The sequence below is a fragment of the Paenibacillus sp. FSL H8-0259 genome, assembly GCF_037963255.1.
In the GTDB taxonomy this organism is placed as follows: Bacteria; Bacillota; Bacilli; order Paenibacillales; family Paenibacillaceae; genus Paenibacillus_AQ; species Paenibacillus_AQ phytohabitans.
In genome coordinates, this window is sequence record NZ_CP150147.1 from 4,456,753 (window position 1) to 4,483,448 (window position 26,696).

Here is a 26,696-nt window from a genome sequence, read left to right on the forward strand (position 1 = left end):
ACCTATCGGTTATTCGAATGGATTCCATTCGATAATTCCGTTTTTCCAATGGATCTATTATCTGATACTCTATATTTAAATACAAGGAAAGCGGGACTATTTATATGAAGGAAAATAAATCATTACAACGGAATATCGGGATGCCGCAGGCTATTGCCCTGTACATAGGAGCCGTCCTCGGCTCAGGTGTGTTAATCGTACCCGGACTGGCAGCGGAGATGGCTGGTCCCGCTTCGCTGCTGGCCTGGGGATTCATGACCCTGTTGATTCTCCCGCTTGCGCTGTCCATGGGTCTGCTCTCGGCCAAATTCCCTAATGCCGGCGGGGTATCCCATTTCGTCACCCTGGCCTTCGGCCCGAAGGCAGGCGCACTGGTTGGCTGGTTCTTCCTCATGTCCGTGCCGATTGGCGGTCCTGTCGCTGCACTGACCGGAGCGGGCTATATGACAGCCGCCATGGGCTGGGGCGATCCGGCCAGAATTGCCATCGCTGCAGGAATGCTGGCCATTGGCCTGATTGTCAACTGGATCGGCATGAAGGTTGCCGGTAAAGTGCAGATCGCCGTGGTTATCGCGATTGTTGCCGTACTGGTCTTCTCTTTTGCTGCGGCTCTGCCAAGAATGGAGAGTATTCACTTCACCCCATTTGTTCCGCATGGCTGGATGAGCGTTGGGCAGGCAGCAGCGATTCTCTTCTGGTGCTTCATCGGCTGGGAGGCCGTTTCACATCTGTCTGAAGAATTCAAGGACCCGCAGCGCGCTGCGGTCAAGGGTGTCACCATCGCTGCGGTCATTGTCGGAGTCCTCTATTTCCTCTCGGCACTCGCTACAGTCGGTACGCAGAGCTATCTGCGCGGAGGTGCCGACTCTTCACTGGTCTGGATCATCAGCCAGCCGCTTGGAGCCTGGGGCGGATTCATTGCCGGACTCACCGGACTTTTCATCTGTACGGCGACGATCATCGCCTATTCAAGCGCTGCATCACGCGTAGCTTATGCCTTGTCACGGCAGAGCTATGCCCCGAAATGGATGGGCCGCTTATCAGACCGCTATCAGACACCTGTGGGAGCGATCGGCTTCCTGACCCTCTGCTTCACAGCAGTATTATCGCTCTACGGCAGTGGCCTGCTCTCGATTACGACACTGATTAAATTTCCCAATGCCACCTTCATCCTCACCTATATTGGCGGTTGTGCTGCAGGAATCCGCCTCTTGCGTGGCAGCCGGGCAGGCGTAACGATCAGCTGGATTTCTTTTGCCGCTACGTTAGCCGTGTTTCCGTTTACAGGCTGGGCGATCATGTATCCACTGCTGATTACACTGTTGTTTGTTCTGGTGGATTATTTAAGACAGGGACGTAAACGTGCAGGAAATATTCCTGTAGCCAGTGATGCTGAAAAGATTTCCCGGCGCGCATTATAAGGGCGCTTATAAGAAACAGGCTGCACTCCTCCTTATTTGAGGATGCAGCCTGTTTATCTATATGAGCGGCGGAGTTTCCAGCCCTTGACCAGAGCTTCCGTTCGCTTTACGTTTCAGAAAAGTGTCAGATGGTTATGGATGAAGGAGAGCCTGACCTAAATCAGATCTAAGAAGGAGACTGTAAACCATGCCAGAAGACAAGAAGATTGTTCTCGAACCTGCAGCCCAGAAATTCGCTGATGACAACTCCGAGCCTCCCTTTCTGCCCGACCTTGGGCCTGAGAAAGGCCGCGAAACGGTAAATACAGTCCAATCCAGTGAAATATTCAAGCCCGAAGCCGATATCCAGGATCTGACGGTATCCGGCGGCCCTGGTGGTGAGGTGAAGGTACGAATTGTCCGTCCTATCGGCTCCGCTTCTACTTCTCTCCCGGTCATACTCTATATTCATGGAGCCGGCTGGGTATTCGGCAACAGCCATACGCATGACCGCTTAATCCGCGAGCTGGCCGTCGGTGCCGAAGCTGCCGTCGTTTTCCCGGAGTACAGCCTCTCTCCCGAAGCCAAATACCCTACAGCCATTGAAGAAATCTACGCTGTACTGGAATGGATTGCCCAAGAAGGCTCCACTTACGGGCTGGATACGTCCAAGCTTAGCGTTGCCGGAGACAGCGTTGGCGGCAATATGACTGCGGCCATCACACTTATGGCCAAGGAACGCAGCGGCCCGGCAATCTCCAAGCAGCTGCTGTTCTATCCGGTGACCGATGCAGCCTTCGATACAGAATCATATCACCTGTTCGCCGAAGGATATTTCCTGCAGCGCACCGGCATGAAATGGTTCTGGGATCAGTATACCACTGATCCGGAGGAGCGGGCACAGATTACCGCGTCCCCGCTGCGGGCCAGCCTGGAGCAGCTGAGCGGTCTGCCGGAAGCCTTAATCATCACCGGCGAAGCAGATGTGCTGCGGGATGAGGGCGAAGCCTACGCCGCCAAACTCCGCGAAGCAGGAGTGCCGGTTACGGCAGTGCGGTTCCAGGGCATCATCCACGACTTCGTGATGCTTAACGCCCTGGCAGAGACCCATGCCAAAAAAGGGGCCCTGCTGCTGGCAACGGCCTGGCTCAAGCAATAGAGATTACGTTAAAATACGAAATCACATAATGAAAACAGCGGCAGCCATGGATGATATACATCCGGAGCTGCCGCTGTTTTATTGAATTAGACTAGTTCCCGCTGGTCTAATTATGGAGATAAACGCGCTACTTCCGCTGGGAATAGAACTCCGCCGCTTTGACCAGCATGTCCTTCAGTGAGCTGAAGGAGGTAGTTTTCGTGACATGCTCGTTCAGCTGATCCTGCGGCAGCGATTTCAGCTCCTCTGCTGATCCGGCAGAGAATCCCCCGCTTTGCAGAAGCTCCGTCAATGATTCGAACGGTGTGAACTTTTGCAGAAAAGAACCCGACAACAATTGATCCAGCGGCAGCTTCTCCAGCAATTGATCGACAGGCAGCTGGTCTAGCGGAAGCTTTTGCAGCAGCTCACCGACTCCGCCCTCTTTGAACGTATCCACTAATCCTTGTATTTTATCGCCAAAGCCTCCGAAATTGAATCCCATAAAGGCAACCTCCTGATAACTGTAGTTGCTCCTTATTACCCTAAATACCGCTCAGCGAATTACCTAGTTTACATAATGTATGTTATGTTACGTTATTGTTATGATTGTAGTTATGATTATGGTTATCGTTGTGGCTGTACCTACGGTTACAATATTGTCTTCCTTATTTTAGCAACCAATCCTTGCTCCCGGCGTCTTACTATTTAGTACAAGACACATCAAGGAGATGACTCAGATGCCGCCAATGAAACCCATCCTCACCAGTTTACTCGCCCTTTCCCTGCTCTCATCCCTCACCGCTCTCTCTTCAGCAGACCTCTTGCCGGGTACAGTATACGCTGCTTCCACGAACAATGCAGTCATTGCGGTCTCCAAAGACAAGCTGCTGCCGCTGAAGTGGCAAGTAGCCACGGATGGCATGGGCATGTATGACAGCAAGCCGCCTATTATGAACGGGATTCTCTACTACTCAGACATCAACAATACGCTTTACGCCAAAAATATAGCCTCCGGCAAAGTTCAGTGGTCCTATAAACAGGGGGCGCATCCGCAAATCGTCACGAATAACTCCGTATTCTTCATCGACAATCAGGAACAGCTCGTCAAAGTATCCGCTGCAACCGGAAAGCTGATCTGGAAGGTTAAGGTGTCGGAGCGGCCTATAGAGATTGGGGCACAGGCCCGCCTGATTAACGGAAAAGTCTATTTTGCCAATGAGTACGGCGTTGTCGCGGCCTATAACCCGGTTACCGGAAAGAAAGTATGGGAGAATAAGAATATTCCTATGTATGCGGGGACTATTTATGGAGAATATTCAGGTGTGTTTGTCGTTTCCAGCACGGTCGATAACATCCGCACCCAATTCTACGGCCTTGATCCGGCTACCGGGAAGCGGCTGTGGAGAATTGAGGGGTTATATAGTTATGTAACTTATCAGAATGGACAACTATTACTCCGTGAGCAGGCAAAGACTGCAGCGGGGAATACGGCAACGGCCGTGCCGGGTTACCAGCTGACTCTGGTACAGCTGAATCCCGCTACAGGCAAGATCTCCGGCCGGGAAAACTATAATCTGCTGGACGACATCTCCAGATTGGGGAGTGCTGCTACCTCCATCCAGAACTCTTATGTTTATACGGCAGACGGCAATCTCGACCAGGATGGATATACTCTTACGCGCTTTAAGCGTGGAGCGGATACCAATACGGCCCCCACAAGCTATGCTAGCTTCGGCAACTGGCTGGCCGGTCCCGCGGAAGGAATGGCCTTCTTCCAGCATGAGACACTGCTTAGCGGAATTAACCTCGCGAATGATAATGTCGTTGCTTTCGATCATCCGGCAGACAAGGTGGAGCACCTGCAGCGCGTTGGCAAGGCTGTATTCGCCATTTACAAGAATGGCTATATCTCGATTAACCATTCCGATACCGGCGCACTGCTGGGGATGATCAACAGCGGTTCAAAGTATCCATACTTCGGCAATATAACCATCGATCATGGAACCGCGCTGATTCCTACTGAACACCATATCTTAGCCGTTGCCCTGCCACAAGAATATCAGTAACATACGCGAAGTTTAAACGTTCGTACGCAGAAACTCCCCTATCCTCCGGGCGGCTTCCAGAAGCCGCTCTTCATCCTCAACCAGCGCTATTCTGACGAAACCCTCTCCCTGGCTCCCAAAAGCACTTCCGGGAATTACCGCAACCCCGGTCTTCAGCAGCAGTTCTTGAGCGAAGCTCTGTGATCTTCCGGCTTCACCGTTCACTCCATAGTTCTCCGGCAGCCTCGCCCAGATAAACATCGTTGCTTCCGGCAATGGCACACTCCAGCCTTCACGTGCCAAGGCTTCCACAAAAACATTCCTGCGGCGTTCATACAGTGCAGCCACTCCCCGCTCCGGTCCGGAAGTCATCGCCTGCTCCAGCGCTACGACTGCCGCTTCCTGGATGGGATCGAAGACACCGTAATCCACATTGCTCTTCAGCTCCCGCAGTGCCCCGACGGCCTGAGCATTGCCTGTCATGAAGCCGATGCGGCAGCCGGCCATATTGAAGCTTTTGGAGAAGGAATGAAATTCAACCGCCGTATCCATCGCACCTGGTACCTGAAGGATACTGACGGGCCGGTAGCCATCGAAGCCCATCTCCGAATAGGCCAGGTCATGAATGATCAGCATGTCCCATTTAAGAGCAAGCTCCACTAACCGCTCCATATAAGCCAGATCTACCGTGACAGATATCGGGTTGCCGGGAAAGCTGAGTAATATAAATACCGCTTCACGCCATACCTCATCAGGGATGCTCTCCAGATCGGGCCGGAACGCATTCACTTCCAGCAGCGGCAGCGGCCAGGCTCTAACGCCGGCTATAGCCAGTGATCCTGAGTAGATCGGATAGCCGGGGTCCGGCACAATCACCAGATCCCCAGGATTGCAGACCGCGAGTGCGAGATGTGCCAGTCCGTCCTGCGAACCCATCAGGGATACGATTTCTTCATCCGGATCAACTTCAGCATCGAAACGCCATTTCATCCATTTGGCCGCCTGCTTACGGAATGCTTCACTTCCTTTGGAAGCCGGATAAGCATAACTGTCCTCCCGCAGCACTGCTTCGCTTAAGACATGACGGATTTCAGGCAGAGGCGCCCGGTCCGGACTGCCAATCCCGAGATCAATGACCTCCAATCCAGACTTTCGTGCTTCCGCCTTCCAGGCGGCTACCTCAGCAAAAATCGACGACCCCAGATGAGACAGCTTGTCCGATCTCCATTTATGTTCCGGGCTGCTATGTACCAATACAATACCTCCAGCATTTGTTTTCCAATTATTATAGCATGCGTTCAGAGTGCAGAAACCATGAAAGCCTGAGCAAATTTCGCGAATGGGATTATATTACATTAATATATTATTATTCTACTAAATTGACTCTATTTGAGCTGATCACTAGTGCCTGAATTCATATAAAAGTCCCTCAGAACTGAAATAGCGTATAATTTATGTTATACGCTGTTTTTTCGGGGTATATTTCGGCCATTTTAGCCCCTATTTCAACGGACCTCACTTCCTTTCAAATGATTTCAGTTCCGGCCGAACCGTAGGTTCCCTCTGGGCATAGGATAGGGGTATACATTACAAAGGTGGGACGTATCATGGCCAAAAACAAGCGCGGCAAAGCACTCTGGCGCACTCCTTCCAGAGCAAGAGGCACCTGTCCGATCTGCGGGAGCACCCGTATTAAGCTATTGTATTTCGGAAAAGGTCCTGCGGGCGAGAAGCTCACCGTCTGCAAGAAATGTGACGGCAAGCAGCAGGCAGCGGTCTGAGCTAATCCCGGCTTCGCCTGCACAAAGAAACGGCTTGCTTGTCCCCTAGGGGAAGCAGCCGTTTCTTCAAGTAAACCCTCTCTCCTGTTCCAGCTTAAGCAGAGACTCATTGCAACTCATGCTGCGGTACCCAGTTCTGAATTCCATTATCCTCGAGTATGCCGAGCGTCACATCCGAAATATGCGGGTCTGCAAGCAGCTTGTCCCTTACCTTGAACTTAATGTCATCGGCATCGGCGAGCGTCAATCCCCGTTTCAGCTCAATGAGTCCTTCTACGTGGTAATAACGTCCCTCCTGCAGAATCCGCATCTGATAAATATCCGTCACCCACGGGTCATCAAAAATAATCTTTGCCACCCGCTCCTCAATCTCCGGCGGTGCAGCCACACCGATCAACCCGACCATGTTGTCGTAGCCTACACGGAAGGCCACCCCGATCATCATGAAGGCAATCAGAATACTGCTCACACCATCCAGCAGCTTGAAGTTGGTAAAAGCAGTTACCAGAATAGCGATCATAGCGAGCAGCCCGCCGCTGGTTGCAACCAGATCCTCATAGTAGACAAGCCGGGTAGGCGGGGCGGCTCTTTTCACATTTTTGAGGGAAGCCGTGAACTTGCCCAGCCCTTTGGCCTCAACCCGTGATTCATGCAGCACCTCATTCATCGCCTTAACCCAGACGAATCCGTCTGCCGCGATCGACAGCACAAGTACCAGCACATTGATCCAGTAGCCTTGCGAATCCGTAGCCGGATGCTTCAGCAGATGGAAACCTTCATGCATTGTCTCGTACGCCATGATGGTCACGACAATTACGGCCACCATACAGAATAGGTTAATCACCCGGCCGAAACCGTCCGGGAAGCGGCGTGTCGGTCTTTTCTCAGCCAGCACACTGCCTGTAAATACAAACATCTGATTCACAGCGTCGGCAATCGAATGCATCATTGTGGCAAACATTGAACCGCTGCCTGTCAGTGCAAAAGCGATTCCCTTAACGATGGCAATCCCTGTATTGCCGATAGCAGCCGAGCCTGAGGATTTATTGCCCTTCTTGATTAAGCTTCTTATGCTTTCGTTTGTCTGCTCCATTATCCGGCAGCCTCCTTAAGCTCATATACCGAAATCCGGCAGACGCCTCCGCAGCTGATTTCGTACGGCTCCCGCCGTGGTCTATGTATCTATTTACCCCATGCGGCAATTTTCTATCAGCTGCGGTGAGTTGGAGGTTGAATTACTGGAATCCCGATTTAACCCATAGCTTCGAAATATCCAGAAATCCGAAAGAGCCGGTCTGCAGTCCGAACAGGTTTTGGCTAAGCTGCGCTTTTTTGTTCATATGGCAGCCATAGAGCACCCAGCAGTTGTCGCGCAATTGGTCTTCCGCCAGATCCAGCAGCTCCGCCCGCTTTTCAGCAGGCAGTCGGGAGAAATGCTCCAGTACCCGCTGCAGCACCAGTTTCTGACGATCCAGCAGCAGATCATGCAGATAGTTCGACTCATTGCGGAAATAATTGATCATCCCCCACTGCCAGTCATCCTCCAGCACCTCTTCGGCAATCAGCAAGTCAGCATAGCCCATGATATCTGCGAGATCGTATTCGGTCAAAGGATGCAGCTGGAGCTTAAGTCCGATCCTCCCGCCGCGTTCCTGCAGCCATAAAGCCTCCTCCTGATCCTCCTTCCGGCTCCGGTAGGCAATCGTCAGCACTTCTCCCCCATAGCCGCCAGCCTGAAGCAGCGCTCTTGCTTCCTCAAGCGATGGCTCTCTGAACTCCTGCTGATTACTCTTCCAGGGCAAAAAGCTGTCCGCCGGCATAATCCGGTTGCCCCCGAGCTCCCGGATCATGGCCGGCTGATTGTACAATATCCGTAACGCTTGCCGTACAGCCTGCTGATGGTGAAGTCCTTCTCTTCTAAAATTAAACAGGATATAGCGGCAGCCCAAGGCCGGGTAATCAATGCTATGACCCTGCTCTTCCCCGGCAGGAAGCGGGTTGTGCCCGGCATCCGTAAGCTGATACTGGCGGACACTCGATCCCAAATGCGGTAAATACCAGATTTCTACCCGGTCCAGCAGTGGGCGGATTCCGTAATAGTGGTCATATGCGCCTAGCACCAGTACATCCTCATTCAGATCCAGTACCTGATATGGCCCCGTCCCTACCGGATTAGCGGCGAAATCCACATCATAAGGCAGAATAGACATATAGATTGAACTGAACAGATGCAGAAAAAAGGTATTGGGCTGCACGAGGTCAAACCGGATTCGATAATCACTTTCCAGCTCGACATGACAGATATCCCTAAAATGGCTGATCGCCGGACTATTCAGATCGGTCAGACGCTGCAAGGTCTCTTTGACATCCCGTGAAGTCATCCCCCGCCCGTGGTGAAACCTTACCCCCTTACGCAAATAGAACAGGTAACTTGTACTGTCCGGATTGGCCTCCCAAGTATGCGCCAGCCCAGGCAGAAAGCTGCCATTCTCTGCATCATAGGTAATTAATGTACTGCAAATATGCCCCAGCAAATAGGTTTCAAAAGCTGTGTACACCATCGCCGGGTCCAGCTTCTCCATCGGGCGGTTACGGGAAATCCGCAGCACCTCCTGCCCGGATGTGGAGTCCGGCTCACTCCAGAAGCCCATTTGTTTGTCGAGTACTGCCAGCAGACGTTCCTTAAGCGGCTCATTGACCTGATATTGGCTAATTAACTCGATCGCCGGTTTAATCCGGCCTTTATGGACCATGTCCTGAAACTTCTCCTCCAGCACCTCGTCCACACTGCGCAGGAACGTCAGCTGCGAATAATTTCCTCTGCCTCTGCCGGGTATCCATGTGATCAATTGCTGTTCCTCGAGCTTCCGCAGAATAAACTTTACATTGCGCGGCGTGCAGCACAGGATGCCGGTTAGTTGCTCAATAGTGACCGGAATGGGCTGCTGTACGATAAAAGCCGGGTCTAAAGCTGCGGCCAAACAGAGATAATTCATGCTGCTATTGTCCATATATCCAGGCTCCTTTAAAGGTGAAAAGTCACATGAAATCCTTACACTTTTATTTCATCCTTTTATCTATACAATTATACTTAATACAGCATCAAGAAGCATTCGCCAAATTCAATCACCCGATTAGGAGACATCTGATTCTATGAAACAGCATCTGCGGCACATTCATCCTCTGGCTTGGACCATTATCATCGGAACGATGTTTGGCCGGCTGGTCACCTCCATGAGTATCCCTTTTCTATCGATTTACCTGACACAAGTCCTGGGCGCTACTGCCACCCAAACAGGATTTACGGTAGCCGTCAGCTCTCTGGCGGGTGTTCTGATCAGCTTCTACGGCGGTTACATATCTGACGTGATCGGCCGCAAAATCGTTATGCTGGTCTCCGTTTTCGGCTGGGCCTGCGTATTCTTCGGCTTCTCAGCCGCGCAGCATTTATGGGTCTTTTTCCTCGTCAATACGCTAAATGGGCTATGCCGTGCAGTATTCGAACCGACCTCGCGGGCTTTACTCTCGGATATTACACCTCCGGATCACAAGCTGCTGGTCTTCAATCTGCGGTATGCAGCGGTCAATCTGGGTGTGGTATTCGGGCCGATCATTGGCCTGCAGCTGGGCTCAGCCAAATCCACATTCCCGTTCATGATCGCCGGGATCGTCTATATCGCCTATGGACTTGTACTGTTCCTGCAATTCTCTGTACACCGTGCCAGCCTGCCGGTTCATGGCGAAGCCCGTACACCGAAGCTGCTTGAAGCGCTGTCCACCACCGGAAGGGATAAGGTCTTCCTGCCCGTTCTGCTCGGTACGATCTTCTGCGTGCTGGGATATGGGCACTTCAGTTCAACACTGGCGCAATATCTGGCGAACAACCCCCATTTCAGTAATGGCAAACAGCTCTTCTCCTACATGCTGTCTCTGAATGCGGTAACGGTGCTGATTGTGCAGTATCCGATCGTCCGTACAGCCAGCAAATTCCCGCCGGTCATTCCTCTGATCCTGGGTAATAGCTGCGTTGCTCTCAGTCTGCTGCTGTTTGGCATGCCTGGCGGAGTCGCGCTGATTATGTTCAGTGTCGTGCTGTTCACAGTCGGGGAAGTCCTGCTCTTCACGATGATGGATATGCTGATAGACCGGATTGCCCGTCCGGAGTGGAAAGGTACTTATTTCGGCACCATCGGCTTCAATAACCTTGGCAATGTAATGGCGCCTATTCTGGGAGGCCTGCTGCTCGATCAATTCGGTACGGCGAATGGTCCGGCCGTATTCGTGCCGCTGGCTTTGACTACCGCGCTGGGTCTGCCTTTCCTGATTACGGCGCACAAAAGGCTCCGGAGCAGAGAGCTTGCCGAAGCTGGCAATAAGGCTAACATAAGTGCCTAAGACATGACTAATCCCCAGACCCCGCTGAGAAGCTTAGGTCTGGGGATTATTTTGACTACCTGTCTCTATAACACTAACATGCTACCATAAATTCACTCGCGAACTATTGCTTAACAACCACTCACTATTAATAAGTTAACATAATATTAATTATGTTACCATTTCACAACAATATCAATCTCAACAATACATTTTATCCCATATACGAACCTGACTGCTAATGTATTCCCTAAGCTCTGCCGGTTCCATAATTTCAGCTTGGACGAGCAAGGGCAGCACCTTCTCACACGCAGTCTCATAGTCGTACATATTCGCAGTGATGATCTGGAATTCCCCCTCTGGTTCCGTATTCATAACTTCTAACCTCTTACTAATCCCATGATTATGCACTGGCGTGCGGATGACTACGGGGTAGATTTCCCGTGCTTTGCTGGCATTAATGAAGGCAAGCTCTCCTTCCTTCCAGTATTCCTGCAGGGAGAAGTGTTCAGGGATAGTATAGGTTCCCTCTATTAACGACACCGCGGCAAACCGCTCGCATTTAAACGTACGAACAGCCTCCGCGCCCTCGCAATAAGCGGCCAGATACCATTCGCCCTGCTTGACAACAAGTCCATAGGGATGCAGCTTCCGGCAGGAGAGATCTCCATTCATTTTGCGGTACTTCGTCTCAATTCGTCTGCCTCGCCACACCGCAGTGCGCAGCGCCTCCAGATATGGCACTACCGCCCGATCACTCCACCACGGTGTATCATCGAACAGAAAACGGCTCTGCGCGGTACGGATATCCTCCTGATAAGGAGCGGGCAAGCTTGCTTCGAGCTTCAGCAGAGCATTTTGGAGCAGAATACCGGTCTCGCCCGAACCGCCTGCTGGCATCCCCATCCCTGTCAAAAACAGCTGAACCACCTCTTCGCCATGCAGCCGCCGCAGATTCACCGTATAGCCCTCCATCAATGAAATTCCGCCGTTCGGCCCGGTTGTGGTAACGAGAGGAATGCCCGATTCAGCCAGGACATCAATATCTCTGTAAATGGAGCGGACGGACGTTTCGAGGGCCTCTGCCAGAGCAGCTGCCTTCATCCTGCCCCTGGATTCAACCAATAAAAGAATTGCAATCAAGCGGTGCAGCCGCATCATATCCCTCCTTTTTCTACATTTCAAAGACGCATCATTTCACAACTCTATTCTTGCCACTCTGTTGTCAACAATAGGACGTTATGATGAATGTATCAAATCTAAGGAGCTGCTGTAAATGAATATTGGCATATTGGGAACAGGTTTTGGAGCCTATCATGCATCGATCTTGAAGCAACTGGAGTCTACAGACCGTGTGGTCGTCTTCGGACGAAATGAAGCCAAGCTGCTGAAGCTGAAGGAAGAGCTTGGAGTAGAGATCACATTGTCTATAGAAGATATAATGTCTGATCCCGGGTTGGATGTAATAGATATCTGTCTGCCTTCTGCGCTTCATAAGACTTATGCTGTGGAGGCACTGAGACGCGGGAAGCATGTATTTTGCGAAACGCCGGTTGCCCTGGAGCCGGAAGATGCACGGGAGATGCTCTTGGCTGAACAGCAATACGGCCGGAGAATTCTGGTCAATCAATTCATCAAATTCGATTATGCCTATGAGTACTTATATAAGGCAGTTCAAGAGCTTACATACGGCAAATTGCTGCAAGTCACCTTGCGCCGGGAAACGGCACCGCTATGGGGGGACCTGGGCCTCTCCAAGATCGCAGCTAATCTGATGATTCATGATCTGGATTTCATCGAATGGCTGCTGGATTTACCTGCACCTTCTGCGGTCTGGGGTACCTCTGGAGCTAAAGACGGTCAAGCATTGGTGCATGCTTCCTTCCTTCAATCTGAGGTGAGCGCACAGCTGATTGTCTCTTCTCAGATGCCGGAGTCTTATCCTTTTACCGTCGGTTATGAAGCTTATTTCGATCAGGCGAAGCTGGTGTTCCACGAGGTCGGTTATGCGAACGGGGATATAGAGGCCAGCTTAACCGCATATACGTCTATAGGCAAAGAGAGTATTCCATTGACCCCAAACAATCCTTATGAAAAAAGCTTACGCCATGCACTCCGATGTCTGCAGGACGGTACGGACTCCATCCTCTCTCTGCAGCATGCGCTGAGGTCACTGGAAATGGCGTCAAAATTGACGGAAGAGCTCCGTTAATTAATCGCAATAAATACTGTTGATTTCTTTAGCTGGTTGTGGTATTTTTATCCTTTTTCCATCTGTTTGTGGATAGGTACGTATTGAATTTGCAGGCGAGCGTGGTAGCAAAGTGGAGTAATTGGTGAAGTTTTTCCTATTATGAATTTTTCACATGTTGAAATAGTATAATACATAGGGGACGGTCTGTTATTTTTAGTGATACATGCAGATCGTTAGTTAACATAATTATATTTATGTTACCCTAGATAGAGTTGAATGCTATATCTTCCCAAAATCAATGCAGCGGCAGCTCTTTGCACAGGATCAATTTCCTTAGCTGCCGCTCTTTTACAGAAACTGTATCATTCCAGCCCCTGCCGTTGGCTTACAGCCAATCTAACTCACTGTCATTGCACGCGCGAATCCTTCGAGCTTATTCATCGATAATCCAGCTCCAGCTTCATTCCCTTTCCCCTTAACCATCCGCAGAACCCATTTGTCCAGTGCTGAAATTCTCTCCGGATAAATCTCATCGCCCAGGATTTCCTTGGCAAGTGCCTTCTTGTACAAAACCTCCGGATAAGCTTGCTGAAGCTCCTGCTCCGCTTTCTCCCCCGTCATCCCGGAGCAGATGAATAACCCGAGCCGCTTACCCGACAGCTCCTGTACGTTTTTGGAAGTGAATGCCGCCATTTCTTTACGTATTTTACCGTAGTAGATGGAACCGCCCAGAATCACCGTGTCATAGGCAGCCAGCGCCGGCACTTTGGCATACTTTAGATTCACGGCCTCAGCCTCTCCAAGCCTCGATTTCAACAGAAATGCCGCTTTCTCGGTACATCCATACTTGCCTGCATATAAAATCAGTGTTCTATTACTCATATTATCCGCCGCTCCTTATCTATGGTAAATGGGTTTGAAGACTATCCCGGTTCCTGTACATTGCTTAATACAAGGTATAAACAAACAATAGCACCTAAATTAAAGGCAGGAAACGCTATCAGCTCTACTGTAGATACACTTACTCCCGCCCTCAGCATCCCAATGATCATGGCAGTGATGGAGGTTAGCAGGGCCGCGGCTTTTACTATGACTACAGAAGCAAGCAGATAACCATAAGGCCGTCTGCGAATGAGCAGTACCCCGGTAATTGAAGATAGCGGAACAACAATGGCTAAATCGAGTGCCTGAATCACCAATGTGCTGTAATGCTCCAACCCTTCGGGTGCTGTCCCTTGGCGATAAGAACCAGCAAGCCTGCCCAGCCATAACAACATGATCATTAATGAGGTGAAAAGCAGGAATAACCCTATGCTTTGTGCCGGTAAACTTGGTCTAAAAAATCGTTCTACCTTCTCCTTCTCTAATGACAGCAGGGTCAGAATACATGCAAATAAGCTTGATGAGAACAATATTACATAGATTAGAAACAGGTTATTGTACATAGACAGGAAGCTGTAAGACGCATAAGTATATGTAAAATATCCTAAGGCTCCAGCTAACAGCAGCCGCCCTCTGACCCGCCCTCTGATGCTCATAACAAGTGAAACGAGCAGCAAAGGAACCCCCAGTACCAGTGTAACTCCATCCTGGGCTTTGGCCTGGGCAACGACGGAAATTGAATCATTTTTATAGATTCCACTACCATATAATTCGACCTTCTCACCCCGGATTGAGGTAAATGATTCAGAACTCCCTCTCTCCCCCGGTCCGTGACCTGACAGTATTCCGTACCCCGACGCGGCTATCGCAAGGATAATAATTAATCCCGTTAAAATGCCAACTGACCGTCTATACCCCATCGCCTTCTACCCCTTAGCCGAATAATCGTAAAAACTCATTCCCGACTCCCTGCAATAAGCAGCATTGCCTCGATATGCCGGGCAATCAGCGCCTCCTTCTGCTCCTCCGGCAGATTCTTCTCGACGCTCAGCCTCATGATCAGTCCAAATGCCGCACTCCAGATCACTTGGGCAGTAAGTTCAATTTCCTCCTCTTTGCGGGCTGCCATCCCTCTGAATTGGCGTAGAGTCCTGCAGAGCATGCTGATCGCATTACGCTCCAGTGCAGCCCCTTTATGCAGTACTGCAGTATGTTTAAGTACAGCAGGCGAATCATTAAGCATCACATTCCGGTACTGTGATCCTTCCGCGGTGGTCATCCGGATAAACTGTGACAGCGACTGGCTTAAGTTATCCTCAGCCGATACTTCACTCCGCACAGTGTCTGATCCGGCTGTTAGCCCGCCCATCAACTTCATGTACCCCTGCTGAAGAAGCTGCTCCACTATATCCTCTTTTCCCTGAAAATAGTGATAAATGATCCCGGCGGAATACTCCATCCGTTCAGCAATCTTGCGGATAGACAGCTGCTCAATCCCCTTCTCGGCCACTAGTTCACCAGCCGTTGTCAGAATTAAATTGCGCATCGCTTTCCGTTCCTGCTCTTGTCTCTCTTCTTTGCCCATGATTGTAAGACTCCTTTAACAAGGTGTTATTTAATTTAACACTGTAATGTTTTAAAACACTGTTCAATACAAATTATATGCACCGGGATACCTTAAATGATGTGATTATTTTTACATTTTGAGAAATCGACCCATTGCACGAGCAGAAAAAGCCCGGGACAGCCCCCGGAGGGCATCCCAAGCTTTGCTTTAAGTTCACTTTTAAGTTCTCTTTTTAAGTTCTCTTTTCACTTCAATTCCGCTTTAGCTGACCAAACGCAGCAGTTAGTTAACATAATCATAGTTATGTTAACTAACTACTGCCGTCTTGCGTTTTTTCTCCCGGAAGATCAATTTGAACAACGGCGGAACCGCAAAAAAGATGAAAAACGTCCGGAATAACTGATAACCCGCCACCGTTGGCAAATCCGCCCCTACCTCATGCGCGATCAGACTCATCTGATCCATCCCTCCGGGAGCAAGACTGAGAAGCGCAGTTGCTGATGATACCGAATCCAGATAAGCGAACAGCAGACTCAGGCCATACGCTCCTGCTATGAGCACTGCCCCGCTGCCTACAGCCAGCGATAGTGTCAGCAGTTTATTGTTCAGCTTACGCGGATCGAGCAGCAGTCCGACATATACCCCAATCATCAGCTGCGCGGCATTGATCAGAACATCCGGAAGCGCGGGACCCTGAAGACCGCTGATCTGCAGAATAGCCGTAATAATTGCCGGACCGAGGAGATAGGCGGTTGGAAATTTAATCTTTTGGCCTACAATTCCGCATACCGTACAAGCGACGACAAAATAAAAGATATTTGGGAATAGCCCTCCCCACCCGGCCGCAGATTCAACCAGAAGAGGTGTATTCTCTCCCCCGCCAGCGTGGCTGGCAAACAAGGGACTGTAGATCAGCAGCGGCACACAGATAATAATCATCATCAGCCGGACCACCTGAATGACGGTTACAACCGTAAGATTGATATCCTCCGGCTCTTCGGCCAGCACCAGCATCTGGGTTAAGCCGCCGGGGATACTTCCCAGCAGGATGGTCTTGTAGTTGGTTCCCGACACCTTAGATACAATCACCGCAATTCCGGCGCAGAACAGCAGCAGAAGCGTAGTCATAAGCAGCATAGAGGGCAGCTGATAAGCTATTTGATTCAGTGCAGAACCGGTCAACGAGAGACCAATCGTATAGCCGACGATAATCATCCCGGTGTTCCGTATTTGTCCGGGCCAGATATATACTTGCTTACGCAGATTGGAACCGGTCAGCACAGCGATCATTGGGCCGAGCAGCCAAGGCAGCGGGAGATGCAGCAGCATAAAGATGCCCCCGCCAGCCAACGCGGTAATCAGGGTCATCAGAACATATAGCGGTTTACGCCGGGTCACAGATAGGGTTGACATCAACAATCCTCTTTTCCAGCCCATTCAGCTTGGTTCATATTGGAGAGTATAGATGTGATTCAGTCCGGCAAGGGTCTCACCGTTAATCACCAGCTCTTCTACAACGTTAACAGGCCGGCCTGCAGCCTGCAAGAACTTATCCGCTTTGGCAAAATAAAACCGGCCGGGCAGTCCCAGCGCTTTGGTGCTGTAATGCATAGGAATTGCAACCGCCGGCTGCAGCTGCTTCACCACTGCCGCTGCTCCAGTACCATCCAGCGTCATTCTTCCGCCGACAGGAATCATCAACACATCAACCTCCCCTATCTGCTCCACTTGCTCCGGGGTCAGAATATGGCCGAGGTCACCGGCATGACAAATCCGCAGTCCGTCGACGGTGAAGACAAAGACCGTATTGCTGCCTTTTTTGGCCCCTTCAACATTATCATGATAAGTGGGCACCCCATGAATCTCCACTCCTTTTACACTGAAATGCCCTGGGTTATTAATTAGTTCGTAGTCGCCTTCAGCGATATGAACCTGATTGTGATCCTTATGATCATGGGTGACTGCCAGTATATCCGCCCTAACCCGGGGCATCCGGTAGCCTAGGAATTTCCCGTACGGATCAATCAGAATTACCGTCCCCTGCTCAGATGTTAGCTGAAATGCGGAGTGTCCAAACCAGTGTATTCTCATTTAATCTCCTCCATAATTGAATAGTGCTATTAAATTGTGCATTTATTTGCACATTTTAAATCAAAAAAAGCATATGTTTGGAGAACGGCCACGGAATCTCAGCCGTCACTCCACCAAATCAGCAACCGTATAGGATTTCAGCACATGCTCAACCTGGAAACGGATATCCGTCATAATCTGATCGAAGGACTGGCGGACCTTCTGTCCAAACAAATGATTGCCGGTAGTGTCCAGCATGCCGTCCAGCATAGGTACATCATCATGCATGGACAGGTATACCTCTGCCAAGGTAATATCTCCGGGTTGTTTAGCCAGCATATAGCCTCCGCCCCGGCCTTGACGTACCTCAATATAACCGGCTTCAGTAAGCCGGGACAGGATCTTGCGCAGCGCTGTCGGCTCGCAGCGGATCTGTTCAGCAATCTCCCTGCTTGAGTACTGCTCCTTAGCTGAAGCGAGCACGACTAACGCCTGCAATCCATAACCAAATCGTTTGAGCTCTGCCATGGGAAGTAGTAACTCCTTCACTGCTACTAATATGTGCAAATCATAGCACACTTAATATCTGCATACAACCTTATTAACCGGCTAATCAATACTAGCTATCTTCCATTCACCTTGCTTGTTTTTGAGCAGAGAGATCTCATTAGCTCCATCAACAATATATCCCTCTGAAGTCATCCGGGTATAGCTGACGATGAAGGCAGCCCGTTTGGCCCCTTCCATAGGAATGCCCCGGACGGTCAATTCGGAGAAATGATAGACATTCTTATGATCCAGAAAAAACTGCAGAGCTTCATTAAGCTGCGGTGAGTATAGAGTAGAGTCGAATTTCTCCTTATCCCCTGCCGCCCAGGCTTCAAGACAGTCCATCGTTTCCTGCAGCGCCTGCTTTTTCCCGGGATCACTTCCTACATCCGGCGCTGTTAAGAACACACCCGGAGTGATGGGCGGTTGCTTCTTCATATATTCAACAGCTCTAAGCATATCAATGAACACAGGAAGCAAAGTTGTACGTTGTTCATCCTGTATATGGATTTCCGCCCTGTAAGCCTGATCTTTCGCCGTGAATTTGAATGCTTCGGCCGTCTGGCTTCCTTTTACTGTGCTTTCTTCTACTTTGCTTCCGAGGTATTCCTTATATTTCAGCAGCACCAGATCATTGCCTGGCCCAAATTCTCCATCACCAGCTGCCGTATCCGCTCCATCAAGTTTAATTAAAGTAATATAATTCTGTTTATCCGGTGTGCCCCTGGCAGTCCTTCCGTCCTGTTCAAACCGCACCATCGTTTCAGGCATGAACAGCCCCAAAGGCAAAATCTGATCTGCCGAGAATGTAGCTTGTACAACCTCTCCCTTAATTACATATCCTCTGCCGCTCTCGGTATAATCCAGCACTGCCGGAATCAGCGCGACTGATTTGACCACAGGCGGTTCTGTTTGGATTACTGCCGGGGTAGCAGGGGCTGGAGAAGGAGTAACGGATACTGCAGCTGTTGCAGCTGTCGTTGCGGACGGCTGTGCCATCCCCCCGGCACCGGAGGAATTAATCTCTGCCCCGTTGCCGCAGCCTGTGCTGAGCGCTAATACCATTGTAATGCAGCCCGCTCCGAGCACACTTTTACACATGGACATTTGTGATCACCTCATTTACCAGACGCTGGAAGCGCCTTAAAGTTGCGCGCCATTCTGGGAATTGTATGTGATGAACCAGTGAATTCATCCATGTTAAGGCATTCCGCATTTATTTCTTAATCCTATTAGTATTTAATGTGCTGAAGTATTGGCTGGGATTGCCTTGCCGGGAGTTGAACCTCTCCTGGAACTCCCCTCCAGTATATGAACCGATTACCCGGTGCCAGAAGTTACGCGCAGGCGTATTCGCACGGATCTGCGAGACCTTCCAGTCGCCGGGGAACATATCGAACAGCCGGTGTGCAGCCCAGGTTCCTACGCCGCTGCGGCGGTATTTCTGCATCACAAAAAACTCCGTCATATAGAACTGTCCCTCCGGATCACGCAGTAGCCGGTCTACAAGCGCAAAGCCGGCAATATTGCCGTCTACCGTGAATAAGTAGGCAAACTTGTTTAGACCGCTGTTCCAGTAGGCCTCCAGCCCGGGATAAGACGGAAACAATCCATCACGGTCCACCTGCAGCTCCAGGTACCGCGTAAAATCATACAAATAGAACTGCATTAATCTGCTTATAATCTGCTTCTGCTCTTTAGGAACCAGCTCGATTCCAAGTTCCATCAGGTTCACCTCTGCCGTTTTCGTTTACTTCACATCATATAACTTTGTTACATCAGGAGCAAGGGCACTGCCTTTCCCGGAAGCAGATTCAAGCCATAAAATGCTAAAAACATGTTAAGATAGAATGACAGCCCTATCGGGCTTCCGGCAAACTATAAAGAAGGTGATTCCTATCAGTATTCAAAAAAACACCGACCGGAAAAACCTCGACCAGCGTCTGCCGCAGATGCCCTGGTTCGTGCAGCAGTTCATCGATTATAAGCGTCCGGATCTGTCCCCCTCCACTCTGCTGGAGTATATCCGTGATTATGAATCCTTTTTCGGCTGGCTGCGCGGTGAAGGTCTATCCGCAGCTGCGAGCAATACTGAAATTACGCTGCTCGATCTGGAGACCCTGCATATGGACAGCATCGTCGGCTACCGCCTGCATCTGACTAGCCGGGCTGAGAGTGCCAACACACGCGTTACAGTGTCCCGCAAGCTGTCTGCACTGCGCTCCCTTTTCCACTACTTAAGCCAGATTGCGGAGGATGAGAACTTTTATCCGCTGCTTAAGCGTAATATTATGGCCAAGGTGGAGATCAAACGGATTCACAAACCGAAGGATACGGCCGCCAAGCTGAAGGGCAAAATTCTGGAGGATGAGGAGCTGCTGGAATTCGTAGGCTACATCTACGAGGGTTATGGCAAGGATGTAGAAGCCAACAAGCAGGCTTATTATTCTTTTCAGCTGAACCGTGAGCGGGATGCCTGTATTGCCAGTCTGATTCTGAACTCCGGCCTGCGCGTATCCGAGGTAGTCAATCTCAATGTGGATGATCTGGATGTGAACAACAAGCTGCTCTATGTCTTCCGCAAGGGTCATAATGACGAAACCTTCAAGACCCCGGTCTATTTCCGCGAGCAGGCCAAGGACGATCTCAGCTTGTACCTCAGCCTCCGCCAGTCCAGATACAAGACTCCGAAACGGGAAAAAGCGCTCTTCATCACCCTGCCAAATGGCAGCACTGAGGGCAAACGGATGACCAAGCGGGCGATTCAAGAAATGATTATCAAATACGCCAAGCGGTTTGGCAAACCTTATCTGACCGTACACAAGCTGCGGCACTCCTTCGCAACCGACTATTATCTGCAAAATGATATTTACAGGACGAAGGAACAGCTCGGACATGCTTCAACTGAAACCACCGAAATCTATGCCCATCTCACGGACAAAACAATGTCAGAAGCTATTGAGCGCCGTCTGGAGAGTGAATCCCCCCAATAGTCTAACATTTGCGAAAAGCTCCGGGCTGAAACTCATTATTCATGTGGAGGTATTATTCCTTTGATAGAAAATTATTTAAATTGGACTGAAACTCAGGACACTGGACTGCATGAGCTGCATTCTGACTGCCTGAACTGCTTTGGCCTCTGCTGCGCGGCGCTTCCTTTTGCCGCTTCCTCCGACTTCGCAATAGATAAGAATGCAGGACAGCCCTGCCCCAATCTGCGGGAGGACTTCCGCTGCGGAATTCACACGAAACTGCGGGAGAAGGGCTTCCGGGGCTGCACAGTGTATGACTGCTTCGGAGCCGGGCAGAAGGTCTCCAATCTGACCTATGGAGGCCGTGACTGGCGGCAGGCCCCTGAAACCGCCGGGCAGATGTTCGAGGTCTTCCTGGTGATGCGCCAGCTTCACGAGCTGCTGTGGTATCTGCGTGAGGCCTTGGCGTTCCCCGGCGCTGATATTATGCATGATTCTCTTATGCTGATGATAGAACGGACCTTGAATCTGACTACACTCAGCCCGGAAGAACTCCTGACGCTAGATGTGCCTGTTCACCGCGCTGAAGTCAATGAACTGCTGCTGCGCGCCAGCGAATTGGCACGTAATGCCGCTTGGGCGCAGCTGACACCGGCTCCCAAGCGGCAGAAAAACTACGGCCGCGGGGCAGATCTGATCGGCGCCAAGCTGCGTAAGGCCGATCTCCGCTGTGTCAACTTACGCGGTGCATATCTCATCGCCGCTGACCTCAGCGGTGCAGATCTGCGGCATGCCGACCTGATCGGCGCTGACCTCCGCGACACGAATCTGAGCGGCGCCGATCTGCGGGATAGCCTCTTCCTTACCCAAGCGCAGCTGCAAGCCGCTAAGGGAAATTCGGCTACCAAGCTGCCGGGATCGCTTACGCATCCTGAGCACTGGTCAGCGGACAAAGGTTGAGACTAAGTTAGGCTGCTCTGCTGTTTTATATAGCAACAGGTGGCTAGTTACTAGCGTATTTGTGTGTTGATTGAGGTTTTCAGACTGTCTGCTCCATATCTTCGGATACAAGCGCATTTGTACACCTGATTCTCCTTTTTTCAGCCGCATGCGAATGATCATGGGTATCCATATGCCTGATTCGGGCTTTACGCGACAAAGCAGCGGTTTGAAGCGTACTTCTGCTTCTGAGCTTAGATTATCAAGAAACCCGGATCGTAGTTGATCCGGGTTTCTTTTTGATATTCATTAAGTATTCTGAGAACTTAGGGCTTTCCCTTGTAACCCGTCTTTCGGGAGGCGCATTATGAAAATAGGAGCACGATGGGATGATTATGCTGGCAGATTGCTCTACTTTTTTGATTTTCTATTGTGAATTTTTCATATGTTGTAATATTAGAATTAGCCTCGTTGCTGCCCATAGCAGAATTAAAAATATTCACATCAATTTTAGCCTTCACCACAGTAAGTATTGGACCTTTTGGTCTGTTGGGGCAAGATTTTACGATTTCAACCCGCGACGTGTGAGGAAGAACTGATTTCTTTGCCAAATCCTGCACAGAATACAACAATTCCCTTATGATTCCGGCTATAACAAGAGAATTGTTGTACAAAAGGCATCAATTCTCCTCCCCCAAGCCGTTGAACGAACCAATTCTTGTATTTCATACAACAATCTGTCCGAATACCCCGATATCTTGGGGTCCGAGTTGCATTACGTACAACATTTAAGCCGCTACAATATGAAACTTAAGCAAACTTAAGCATCATCCCATCCACGACAGCATCTCATGCACTACCAGTAAGTCACTTTTCTATTATGAATTTTTCATATGGTGAAAATATTAAATAAATTATAAAACCAAACATCAAACTATAGTAAGACATCAAGCGATAGTAACACATCAAGCGATAGTAACACATCAAGCGATAGTAACACATCAAGCGATAGTAACACATCAAGCGATAGTAACACATCAAGCGATAGTAACATCAAACGATAATAAGTCATCAAACGTTAAAATACATTAAGCGCCTACGTTTTATCCGCACTCATAAGTTGTTCAACCCCAGTATTCCCCTTACATTTTCTCACAAAATGACATACTCAGCATGGCCATACGCTTGTCCATGCTGGTGAGCGCCCATCTATGAGGGTTTGTCCAAATTCCGGTTCGGGTTAAAGTCGGGGTTCGCGCCCGGGCTCTACTTGCTCTACTTGCTCTACTTGGCTCTACTTGCTTCAGTACAGTTTCTTAGACTTTCCTTTCAAAGCTGATATGCGCTTCTGTTGAGGTTCCTGTCTCCCCACTACTCACCCCCGGATCTCCCCCGGCAGCTTAAGTACGGTTACCTTATTCCCGGAATTCATCTGCCCGCTATCCGGCGGAATGACGATGAGGCAATCGCTGTCTTTGATCGTAACCGTCACGGAGGATTCGTCAACGCCGGCAGGATAAGCATAGAGAACACCCTCCCGGATCTCCAGCCGGGCCCGGACATACCGGGTGAAGGAGTTTACCCGCTTATAATCCACGCCTAGCGCAGCAGTCCATTCCGGCAAAAAAGGCTGCGCCGCTCCCTGCATCAGCCCGATGACAGGCCGGGCGAACAGCTGGAATCCTACAAAGCAGGCTCCCGGGTTGCCTGATAAGGCCAGCAGAATAGTCCCTCCATGTACTGCTGCGGTTGTAACGCTGCCCGGTCGCATGGTTACTTTGTTAAACAGCATTTCACCGCTTTGCTCGCGGATCAGATCACCCATAATGTCATAATCTCCGACGGACACACCTCCAGTAGTAATTACTAGATCATAGCTCTCCAGAGCCATCTGCACTTTACTTCGGGCAAGCTCCAGATCATCAACAATCGCACCCAGCATTACAGGCTCGCCGCCTGCTTCCCGTACAAGCGCCTCCAGCATAGGAGAGTTGCTGTTGCGGATTTTACCCGGAGCCAGCGGCTCGTCCACCTCAAGCAGTTCAGTCCCGGTGGCGAAGATTGCTACCTTAGGTCTGCGATGCACGGGAACATTCGCGACCCCCAGCGCAGCCAGTGCAGCGATATCACCGGCACCGATTATTTTCCCCTCAGACAGCACCAGTTCTCCTGTCCCCAGCTCCAGGCCGCACGGCGTAATATGAAGACCCGCCGCTTGCGGCTTGCGAATGCCCACATAAGTAACACCATCTTCCATCCGGCTCTCTGTGGCCTCCAACATAATTACAGTGTCCGCTCCATCCGGAACCTGCGCTCCGGTCATGATCCGCGCAGCAGTCCCCGTCGAAATCTCTCTTGACGCTACTACGCCGCAGGGAATAACATCTACCACCTCAAGCCACAGCACGCTGTTATCACCAGCAGATGCTGTATCTGCTGCGATAACTGCATAGCCGTCCATACTTGAGCGGTCAAATGCCGGAAAAGGATGCGGTGCATGAACAGACTGGGCCAGATAGCGCCCGCAGCTTTGATTCAAAGGAACCTCTTCATCCGCAAGGGGGATTGCAAATGCTGTCAGCCGAACCTGAGCCTCTGTCACCTGAAGCGCCGAGCGCTGAAATTTATCATTGGTATATTCCTTGTTATGGTTCTCTGGGTTAACCATGGAAATAGTCCATCCTCCTTGTTAAGTTGGCAGTTTCCTGCATCTGCTGAGCTACGCCCATTTTAACATGCGGCACTACAAAGGGAAATTCAGCTCCGGGCTGGCTCGCACGCAAAAAGGGACGCACACGGCCTGTAGCAGGCAGTTGCATCCCTTAATCTCAATACGCTTCAGTTGTTAGCAGACTGATCTCTTCTGCTCCATGTAAACCTTAAGACGCACGAATCACTCGGACATCAGCCGGAATGACAGTTTCACCTTCATAGAGCATGAACCGGCCATTCTGCCATTCCACGCGCAGCAGCCGCGAATCATCCGACTGGTACTGCCAGACATGCTGTTCTCCGCCATTCATGTATGGAGTCTGTCCTGTAACTGCTGCATACCCCTCGTATTCTTCCTCCAGATAAAAGGTACAATCATCCAGCTCCAATGTAGCCGGTACCTCGGAAGGGCTATCCAGACGCCCGTCGATCGGATGATATAATCTGTATTGCAGCTGTTCCCGTTCTTCAATATACAGATAGGAAATCTGGCTTCCGTCGCGAAGCGTCAATACAGCAGCATTGCGGCCGCTGGTCTTCGTCCGGCCTGTTACTTCGTAGGTTACCAAAGATACTTCGCAAATATCTCCGGGAGACAGGTCGAGCATGCTTTTGGGCGCAGCGGGCGCCTCCGGCTTCGAGAACATATTACCGATCCTTTTCCATAAACCCAAAGCCATCAATCCTCCTAAAAGATTTGTTAGCATACACTACGTCGATTTTTCTTCGCAAAACTCGCTTCGAAAGCATCCGTTTAGTTTTGTTAGCATACACTACATCGATTTCCCTCCGCAAAACTCGCTTCGAAAGCATCCGCTTAGTTGTGTCAGAGTAAGTATGTTATCCACGAATAAATGCAGCAATAATTAGAGCCCCGATTACATGCAAAGAGCCTGCAAGCAGACCGTAGCCGACTTTGCCCAGCTGAGTGCCATGATCGAGATCAAGCTTGCCCACCCTGCCCAGCAGCAGCTCGGCTGATTTTTCCAGAACGAACAACAGTACAAAAGATACAATAGAGACAACAAGCGCTTCCCCAAGCCGGCTAGCCGCAGCAATGGATGACGATAAAATATAGCCCTGAGCCCCCAGCTTCAGCACAAAGCGCGTAGTGACTGCCATATTGCCTGCTTTGAGTTCTTCCAAATCATCATAACGGGTAAACAGCGAATCCACGAACATCAGCACACACAGCAGTACTGCGCCGCTGACCGTCCACACTACCATGGACACCAGGGTATGGAAATCCATTGCTTTAGCCCCCGCTTGTTCAGATTACCTTCCAGGTAAGACAAAGATAAGGCGAAGGAGAAACCGCTAGTTCTGTCTCCCCTTCGCCTGTGGACAACCGCCTGAACTCCGGCTTATGCCAATATATTATTGTTTGTCGTACTGCTTCATCAATGCAGCCAGCTCATCCTCTACCGCCTGGTCTTTACCCAGCTTCTCGAATTCATCATCCAGCGATTTGTTGCCGGAGCTCATCTCGTTGCTGGCTTCTGCCTGCGCTTCTGCCTGAAGCATCTTGTCTTCCATCCGTTTGAGACCGGCGGAAGCCGAATCGGAGCTGAATCCGCTCATGGCTTTGTTGATTTCAGTCTGCGCCTTTGCTGCGTTGTAACGGGCAACAAGGGTCTCACGTTTGTTCTTCATCTGTGTAAGCTGCTTGCGCATTTCTTCGAGCTTGCCGCGGAGATTGTCTGCTGAAGCCTTGTTCTGGTCGAAGCTGGTCTTGTACTCTACGAGCTTGGCTTCAGCCGATTTCTTCTCTTCCAATGCACGGCGGGCCAGATCTGCATTACCGGCTTGTGCGGCAGCGTGTGCCTGCTGGTTACGCTTGTTCACCAGTGCTTCCTGCTCTTCGTACAGTTGCTTGAACTTCTTCTCAATAGCGATCTGGGCAGCTACCGCTTTCTCCGCATCTTCCAGATCCTCGGTCATATCACGAATGTATTGGTCGGTCATTTTGACCGGGTCTTCCGCTTTATCAATAATCGCATTCACATTGGACATGGTCAGATCACGCAATCTTTTAAATATAGACATGGTTCATTCCTCCAAAATAAAAGT

25 protein-coding genes are annotated in these 26,696 nt (G+C 50.4%); 8 read left to right on the plus strand and 17 right to left on the minus strand.

Translation table 11 applies throughout. The features are described from left to right. The first annotated feature begins 104 nt into the window (after positions 1 to 104). Both NSU01_RS18815 and NSU01_RS18820 read left to right on the plus strand, forming a co-directional pair. Complete coding sequence (locus NSU01_RS18815) at positions 105 to 1,421, plus strand: amino acid permease (RefSeq protein WP_042137759.1); 1,317 nt, start codon at positions 105 to 107, stop codon at positions 1,419 to 1,421. A gap of 187 nt (positions 1,422 to 1,608) precedes the next feature. Next, the gene (locus NSU01_RS18820; protein WP_076243045.1) at positions 1,609 to 2,559 is read left to right on the plus strand and encodes an alpha/beta hydrolase; all 951 of its coding nucleotides are present in this window, start codon (positions 1,609 to 1,611) and stop codon (positions 2,557 to 2,559) included. Between the two features lie 127 nt (positions 2,560 to 2,686). On the opposite strand, the gene NSU01_RS18825 is transcribed toward NSU01_RS18820, so the two are convergent. After that, positions 2,687 to 3,043 (minus strand): hypothetical protein, encoded by a 357-nt coding sequence (locus tag NSU01_RS18825; RefSeq protein WP_052770023.1) that lies wholly within the window; start codon positions 3,041 to 3,043, stop codon positions 2,687 to 2,689. Positions 3,044 to 3,278: 235 nt separating this feature from the next. Between NSU01_RS18825 and NSU01_RS18830 the strand changes: the two genes are divergently transcribed. After that, positions 3,279 to 4,607 (plus strand): PQQ-binding-like beta-propeller repeat protein, encoded by a 1,329-nt coding sequence (locus NSU01_RS18830; protein WP_076243044.1) that lies wholly within the window; start codon positions 3,279 to 3,281, stop codon positions 4,605 to 4,607. Positions 4,608 to 4,619: 12 nt separating this feature from the next. Here the strand turns inward: NSU01_RS18830 and NSU01_RS18835 are convergent, their stop codons facing one another. Further along, positions 4,620 to 5,840, minus strand: coding sequence for an aminotransferase class I/II-fold pyridoxal phosphate-dependent enzyme (locus tag NSU01_RS18835; RefSeq protein WP_076243043.1), 1,221 nt, complete (start codon positions 5,838 to 5,840; stop codon positions 4,620 to 4,622). Between the two features lie 353 nt (positions 5,841 to 6,193). Between NSU01_RS18835 and NSU01_RS18840 the strand changes: the two genes are divergently transcribed. Then, a complete protein-coding gene (locus NSU01_RS18840; RefSeq protein ID WP_179093450.1) occupies positions 6,194 to 6,367 on the plus strand; it encodes a hypothetical protein in 174 nt (57 codons plus the stop codon). Between the two features lie 106 nt (positions 6,368 to 6,473). Here NSU01_RS18840 and NSU01_RS18845 read toward each other — a convergent pair whose 3' ends face one another. Both NSU01_RS18845 and NSU01_RS18850 read right to left on the minus strand, forming a co-directional pair. Continuing rightward, positions 6,474 to 7,460, minus strand: a complete 987-nt coding sequence (locus NSU01_RS18845; protein WP_076243042.1) for a cation diffusion facilitator family transporter — start codon at positions 7,458 to 7,460, stop codon at positions 6,474 to 6,476. A gap of 142 nt (positions 7,461 to 7,602) precedes the next feature. Next, a complete protein-coding gene (locus tag NSU01_RS18850; protein WP_076243041.1) occupies positions 7,603 to 9,378 on the minus strand; it encodes an ABC transporter substrate-binding protein in 1,776 nt (591 codons plus the stop codon). 142 nt (positions 9,379 to 9,520) lie between these two features. Here NSU01_RS18850 and NSU01_RS18855 point away from each other — a divergent pair, with 142 nt between their 5' ends. Next, the gene (locus NSU01_RS18855) at positions 9,521 to 10,762 is read left to right on the plus strand and encodes an MFS transporter (protein ID WP_076243040.1); all 1,242 of its coding nucleotides are present in this window, start codon (positions 9,521 to 9,523) and stop codon (positions 10,760 to 10,762) included. Between the two features lie 180 nt (positions 10,763 to 10,942). On the opposite strand, the gene NSU01_RS18860 is transcribed toward NSU01_RS18855, so the two are convergent. After that, positions 10,943 to 11,902 carry a WYL domain-containing protein gene (locus NSU01_RS18860; protein WP_339302327.1) on the minus strand — a complete coding sequence of 320 codons (960 nt, stop codon included), beginning with the start codon at positions 11,900 to 11,902 and terminating at the stop codon, positions 10,943 to 10,945. Between the two features lie 115 nt (positions 11,903 to 12,017). Here NSU01_RS18860 and NSU01_RS18865 point away from each other — a divergent pair, with 115 nt between their 5' ends. After that, a complete protein-coding gene (locus NSU01_RS18865; RefSeq protein ID WP_076243038.1) occupies positions 12,018 to 12,953 on the plus strand; it encodes a Gfo/Idh/MocA family oxidoreductase in 936 nt (311 codons plus the stop codon). A gap of 378 nt (positions 12,954 to 13,331) precedes the next feature. On the opposite strand, the gene NSU01_RS18870 is transcribed toward NSU01_RS18865, so the two are convergent. The 8 genes from NSU01_RS18870 to NSU01_RS18905 form a co-directional block, all read right to left on the minus strand. After that, positions 13,332 to 13,817 (minus strand): flavodoxin domain-containing protein, encoded by a 486-nt coding sequence (locus NSU01_RS18870; protein WP_076243037.1) that lies wholly within the window; start codon positions 13,815 to 13,817, stop codon positions 13,332 to 13,334. A 41-nt stretch (positions 13,818 to 13,858) separates the two neighbouring features. Then, positions 13,859 to 14,737 (minus strand): hypothetical protein, encoded by an 879-nt coding sequence (locus NSU01_RS18875; protein WP_083705298.1) that lies wholly within the window; start codon positions 14,735 to 14,737, stop codon positions 13,859 to 13,861. 35 nt (positions 14,738 to 14,772) lie between these two features. Continuing rightward, positions 14,773 to 15,402, minus strand: coding sequence for a TetR/AcrR family transcriptional regulator (locus NSU01_RS18880; protein ID WP_076243036.1), 630 nt, complete (start codon positions 15,400 to 15,402; stop codon positions 14,773 to 14,775). Positions 15,403 to 15,690: 288 nt separating this feature from the next. Then, positions 15,691 to 16,797 (minus strand): AbrB family transcriptional regulator, encoded by a 1,107-nt coding sequence (locus NSU01_RS18885; protein WP_076243035.1) that lies wholly within the window; start codon positions 16,795 to 16,797, stop codon positions 15,691 to 15,693. A 24-nt stretch (positions 16,798 to 16,821) separates the two neighbouring features. Then, a complete protein-coding gene (locus tag NSU01_RS18890; RefSeq protein WP_076243034.1) occupies positions 16,822 to 17,475 on the minus strand; it encodes an MBL fold metallo-hydrolase in 654 nt (217 codons plus the stop codon). A 105-nt stretch (positions 17,476 to 17,580) separates the two neighbouring features. Next, the gene (locus NSU01_RS18895; protein WP_076243033.1) at positions 17,581 to 17,982 is read right to left on the minus strand and encodes an Rrf2 family transcriptional regulator; all 402 of its coding nucleotides are present in this window, start codon (positions 17,980 to 17,982) and stop codon (positions 17,581 to 17,583) included. An 81-nt stretch (positions 17,983 to 18,063) separates the two neighbouring features. Further along, entirely contained in the window at positions 18,064 to 19,110 is a 1,047-nt protein-coding gene (locus tag NSU01_RS18900; RefSeq protein WP_076243032.1) for a hypothetical protein, read from the minus strand. A 109-nt stretch (positions 19,111 to 19,219) separates the two neighbouring features. Beyond that, positions 19,220 to 19,729, minus strand: a complete 510-nt coding sequence (locus tag NSU01_RS18905) for a GNAT family N-acetyltransferase (RefSeq protein WP_039299018.1) — start codon at positions 19,727 to 19,729, stop codon at positions 19,220 to 19,222. A gap of 172 nt (positions 19,730 to 19,901) precedes the next feature. Between NSU01_RS18905 and xerS the strand changes: the two genes are divergently transcribed. Both xerS and NSU01_RS18915 read left to right on the plus strand, forming a co-directional pair. Next, positions 19,902 to 20,996: a tyrosine recombinase XerS gene (xerS, locus tag NSU01_RS18910; protein WP_076243181.1), complete on the plus strand. Its 1,095-nt coding sequence runs from the start codon at positions 19,902 to 19,904 to the stop codon at positions 20,994 to 20,996. 63 nt (positions 20,997 to 21,059) lie between these two features. Next, positions 21,060 to 21,935 carry a pentapeptide repeat-containing protein gene (locus tag NSU01_RS18915; RefSeq protein ID WP_256703787.1) on the plus strand — a complete coding sequence of 292 codons (876 nt, stop codon included), beginning with the start codon at positions 21,060 to 21,062 and terminating at the stop codon, positions 21,933 to 21,935. Between the two features lie 1,354 nt (positions 21,936 to 23,289). On the opposite strand, the gene glp is transcribed toward NSU01_RS18915, so the two are convergent. The 4 genes from glp to NSU01_RS18935 all read right to left on the minus strand — a co-directional run bounded on the left by glp (position 23,290) and on the right by NSU01_RS18935 (position 26,672). Then, complete coding sequence (gene glp, locus NSU01_RS18920) at positions 23,290 to 24,582, minus strand: gephyrin-like molybdotransferase Glp (RefSeq protein WP_076243030.1); 1,293 nt, start codon at positions 24,580 to 24,582, stop codon at positions 23,290 to 23,292. A gap of 211 nt (positions 24,583 to 24,793) precedes the next feature. Further along, on the minus strand, positions 24,794 to 25,300 hold the full coding sequence (locus tag NSU01_RS18925) for a DUF4178 domain-containing protein (RefSeq protein WP_039299317.1): 507 nt from the start codon (positions 25,298 to 25,300) through the stop codon (positions 24,794 to 24,796). 166 nt (positions 25,301 to 25,466) lie between these two features. After that, a complete protein-coding gene (locus NSU01_RS18930; RefSeq protein ID WP_042137790.1) occupies positions 25,467 to 25,877 on the minus strand; it encodes a DUF350 domain-containing protein in 411 nt (136 codons plus the stop codon). Between the two features lie 126 nt (positions 25,878 to 26,003). After that, on the minus strand, positions 26,004 to 26,672 hold the full coding sequence (locus tag NSU01_RS18935) for a PspA/IM30 family protein (RefSeq protein ID WP_039299055.1): 669 nt from the start codon (positions 26,670 to 26,672) through the stop codon (positions 26,004 to 26,006). Between the last annotated feature and the right edge of the window lie 24 nt (positions 26,673 to 26,696).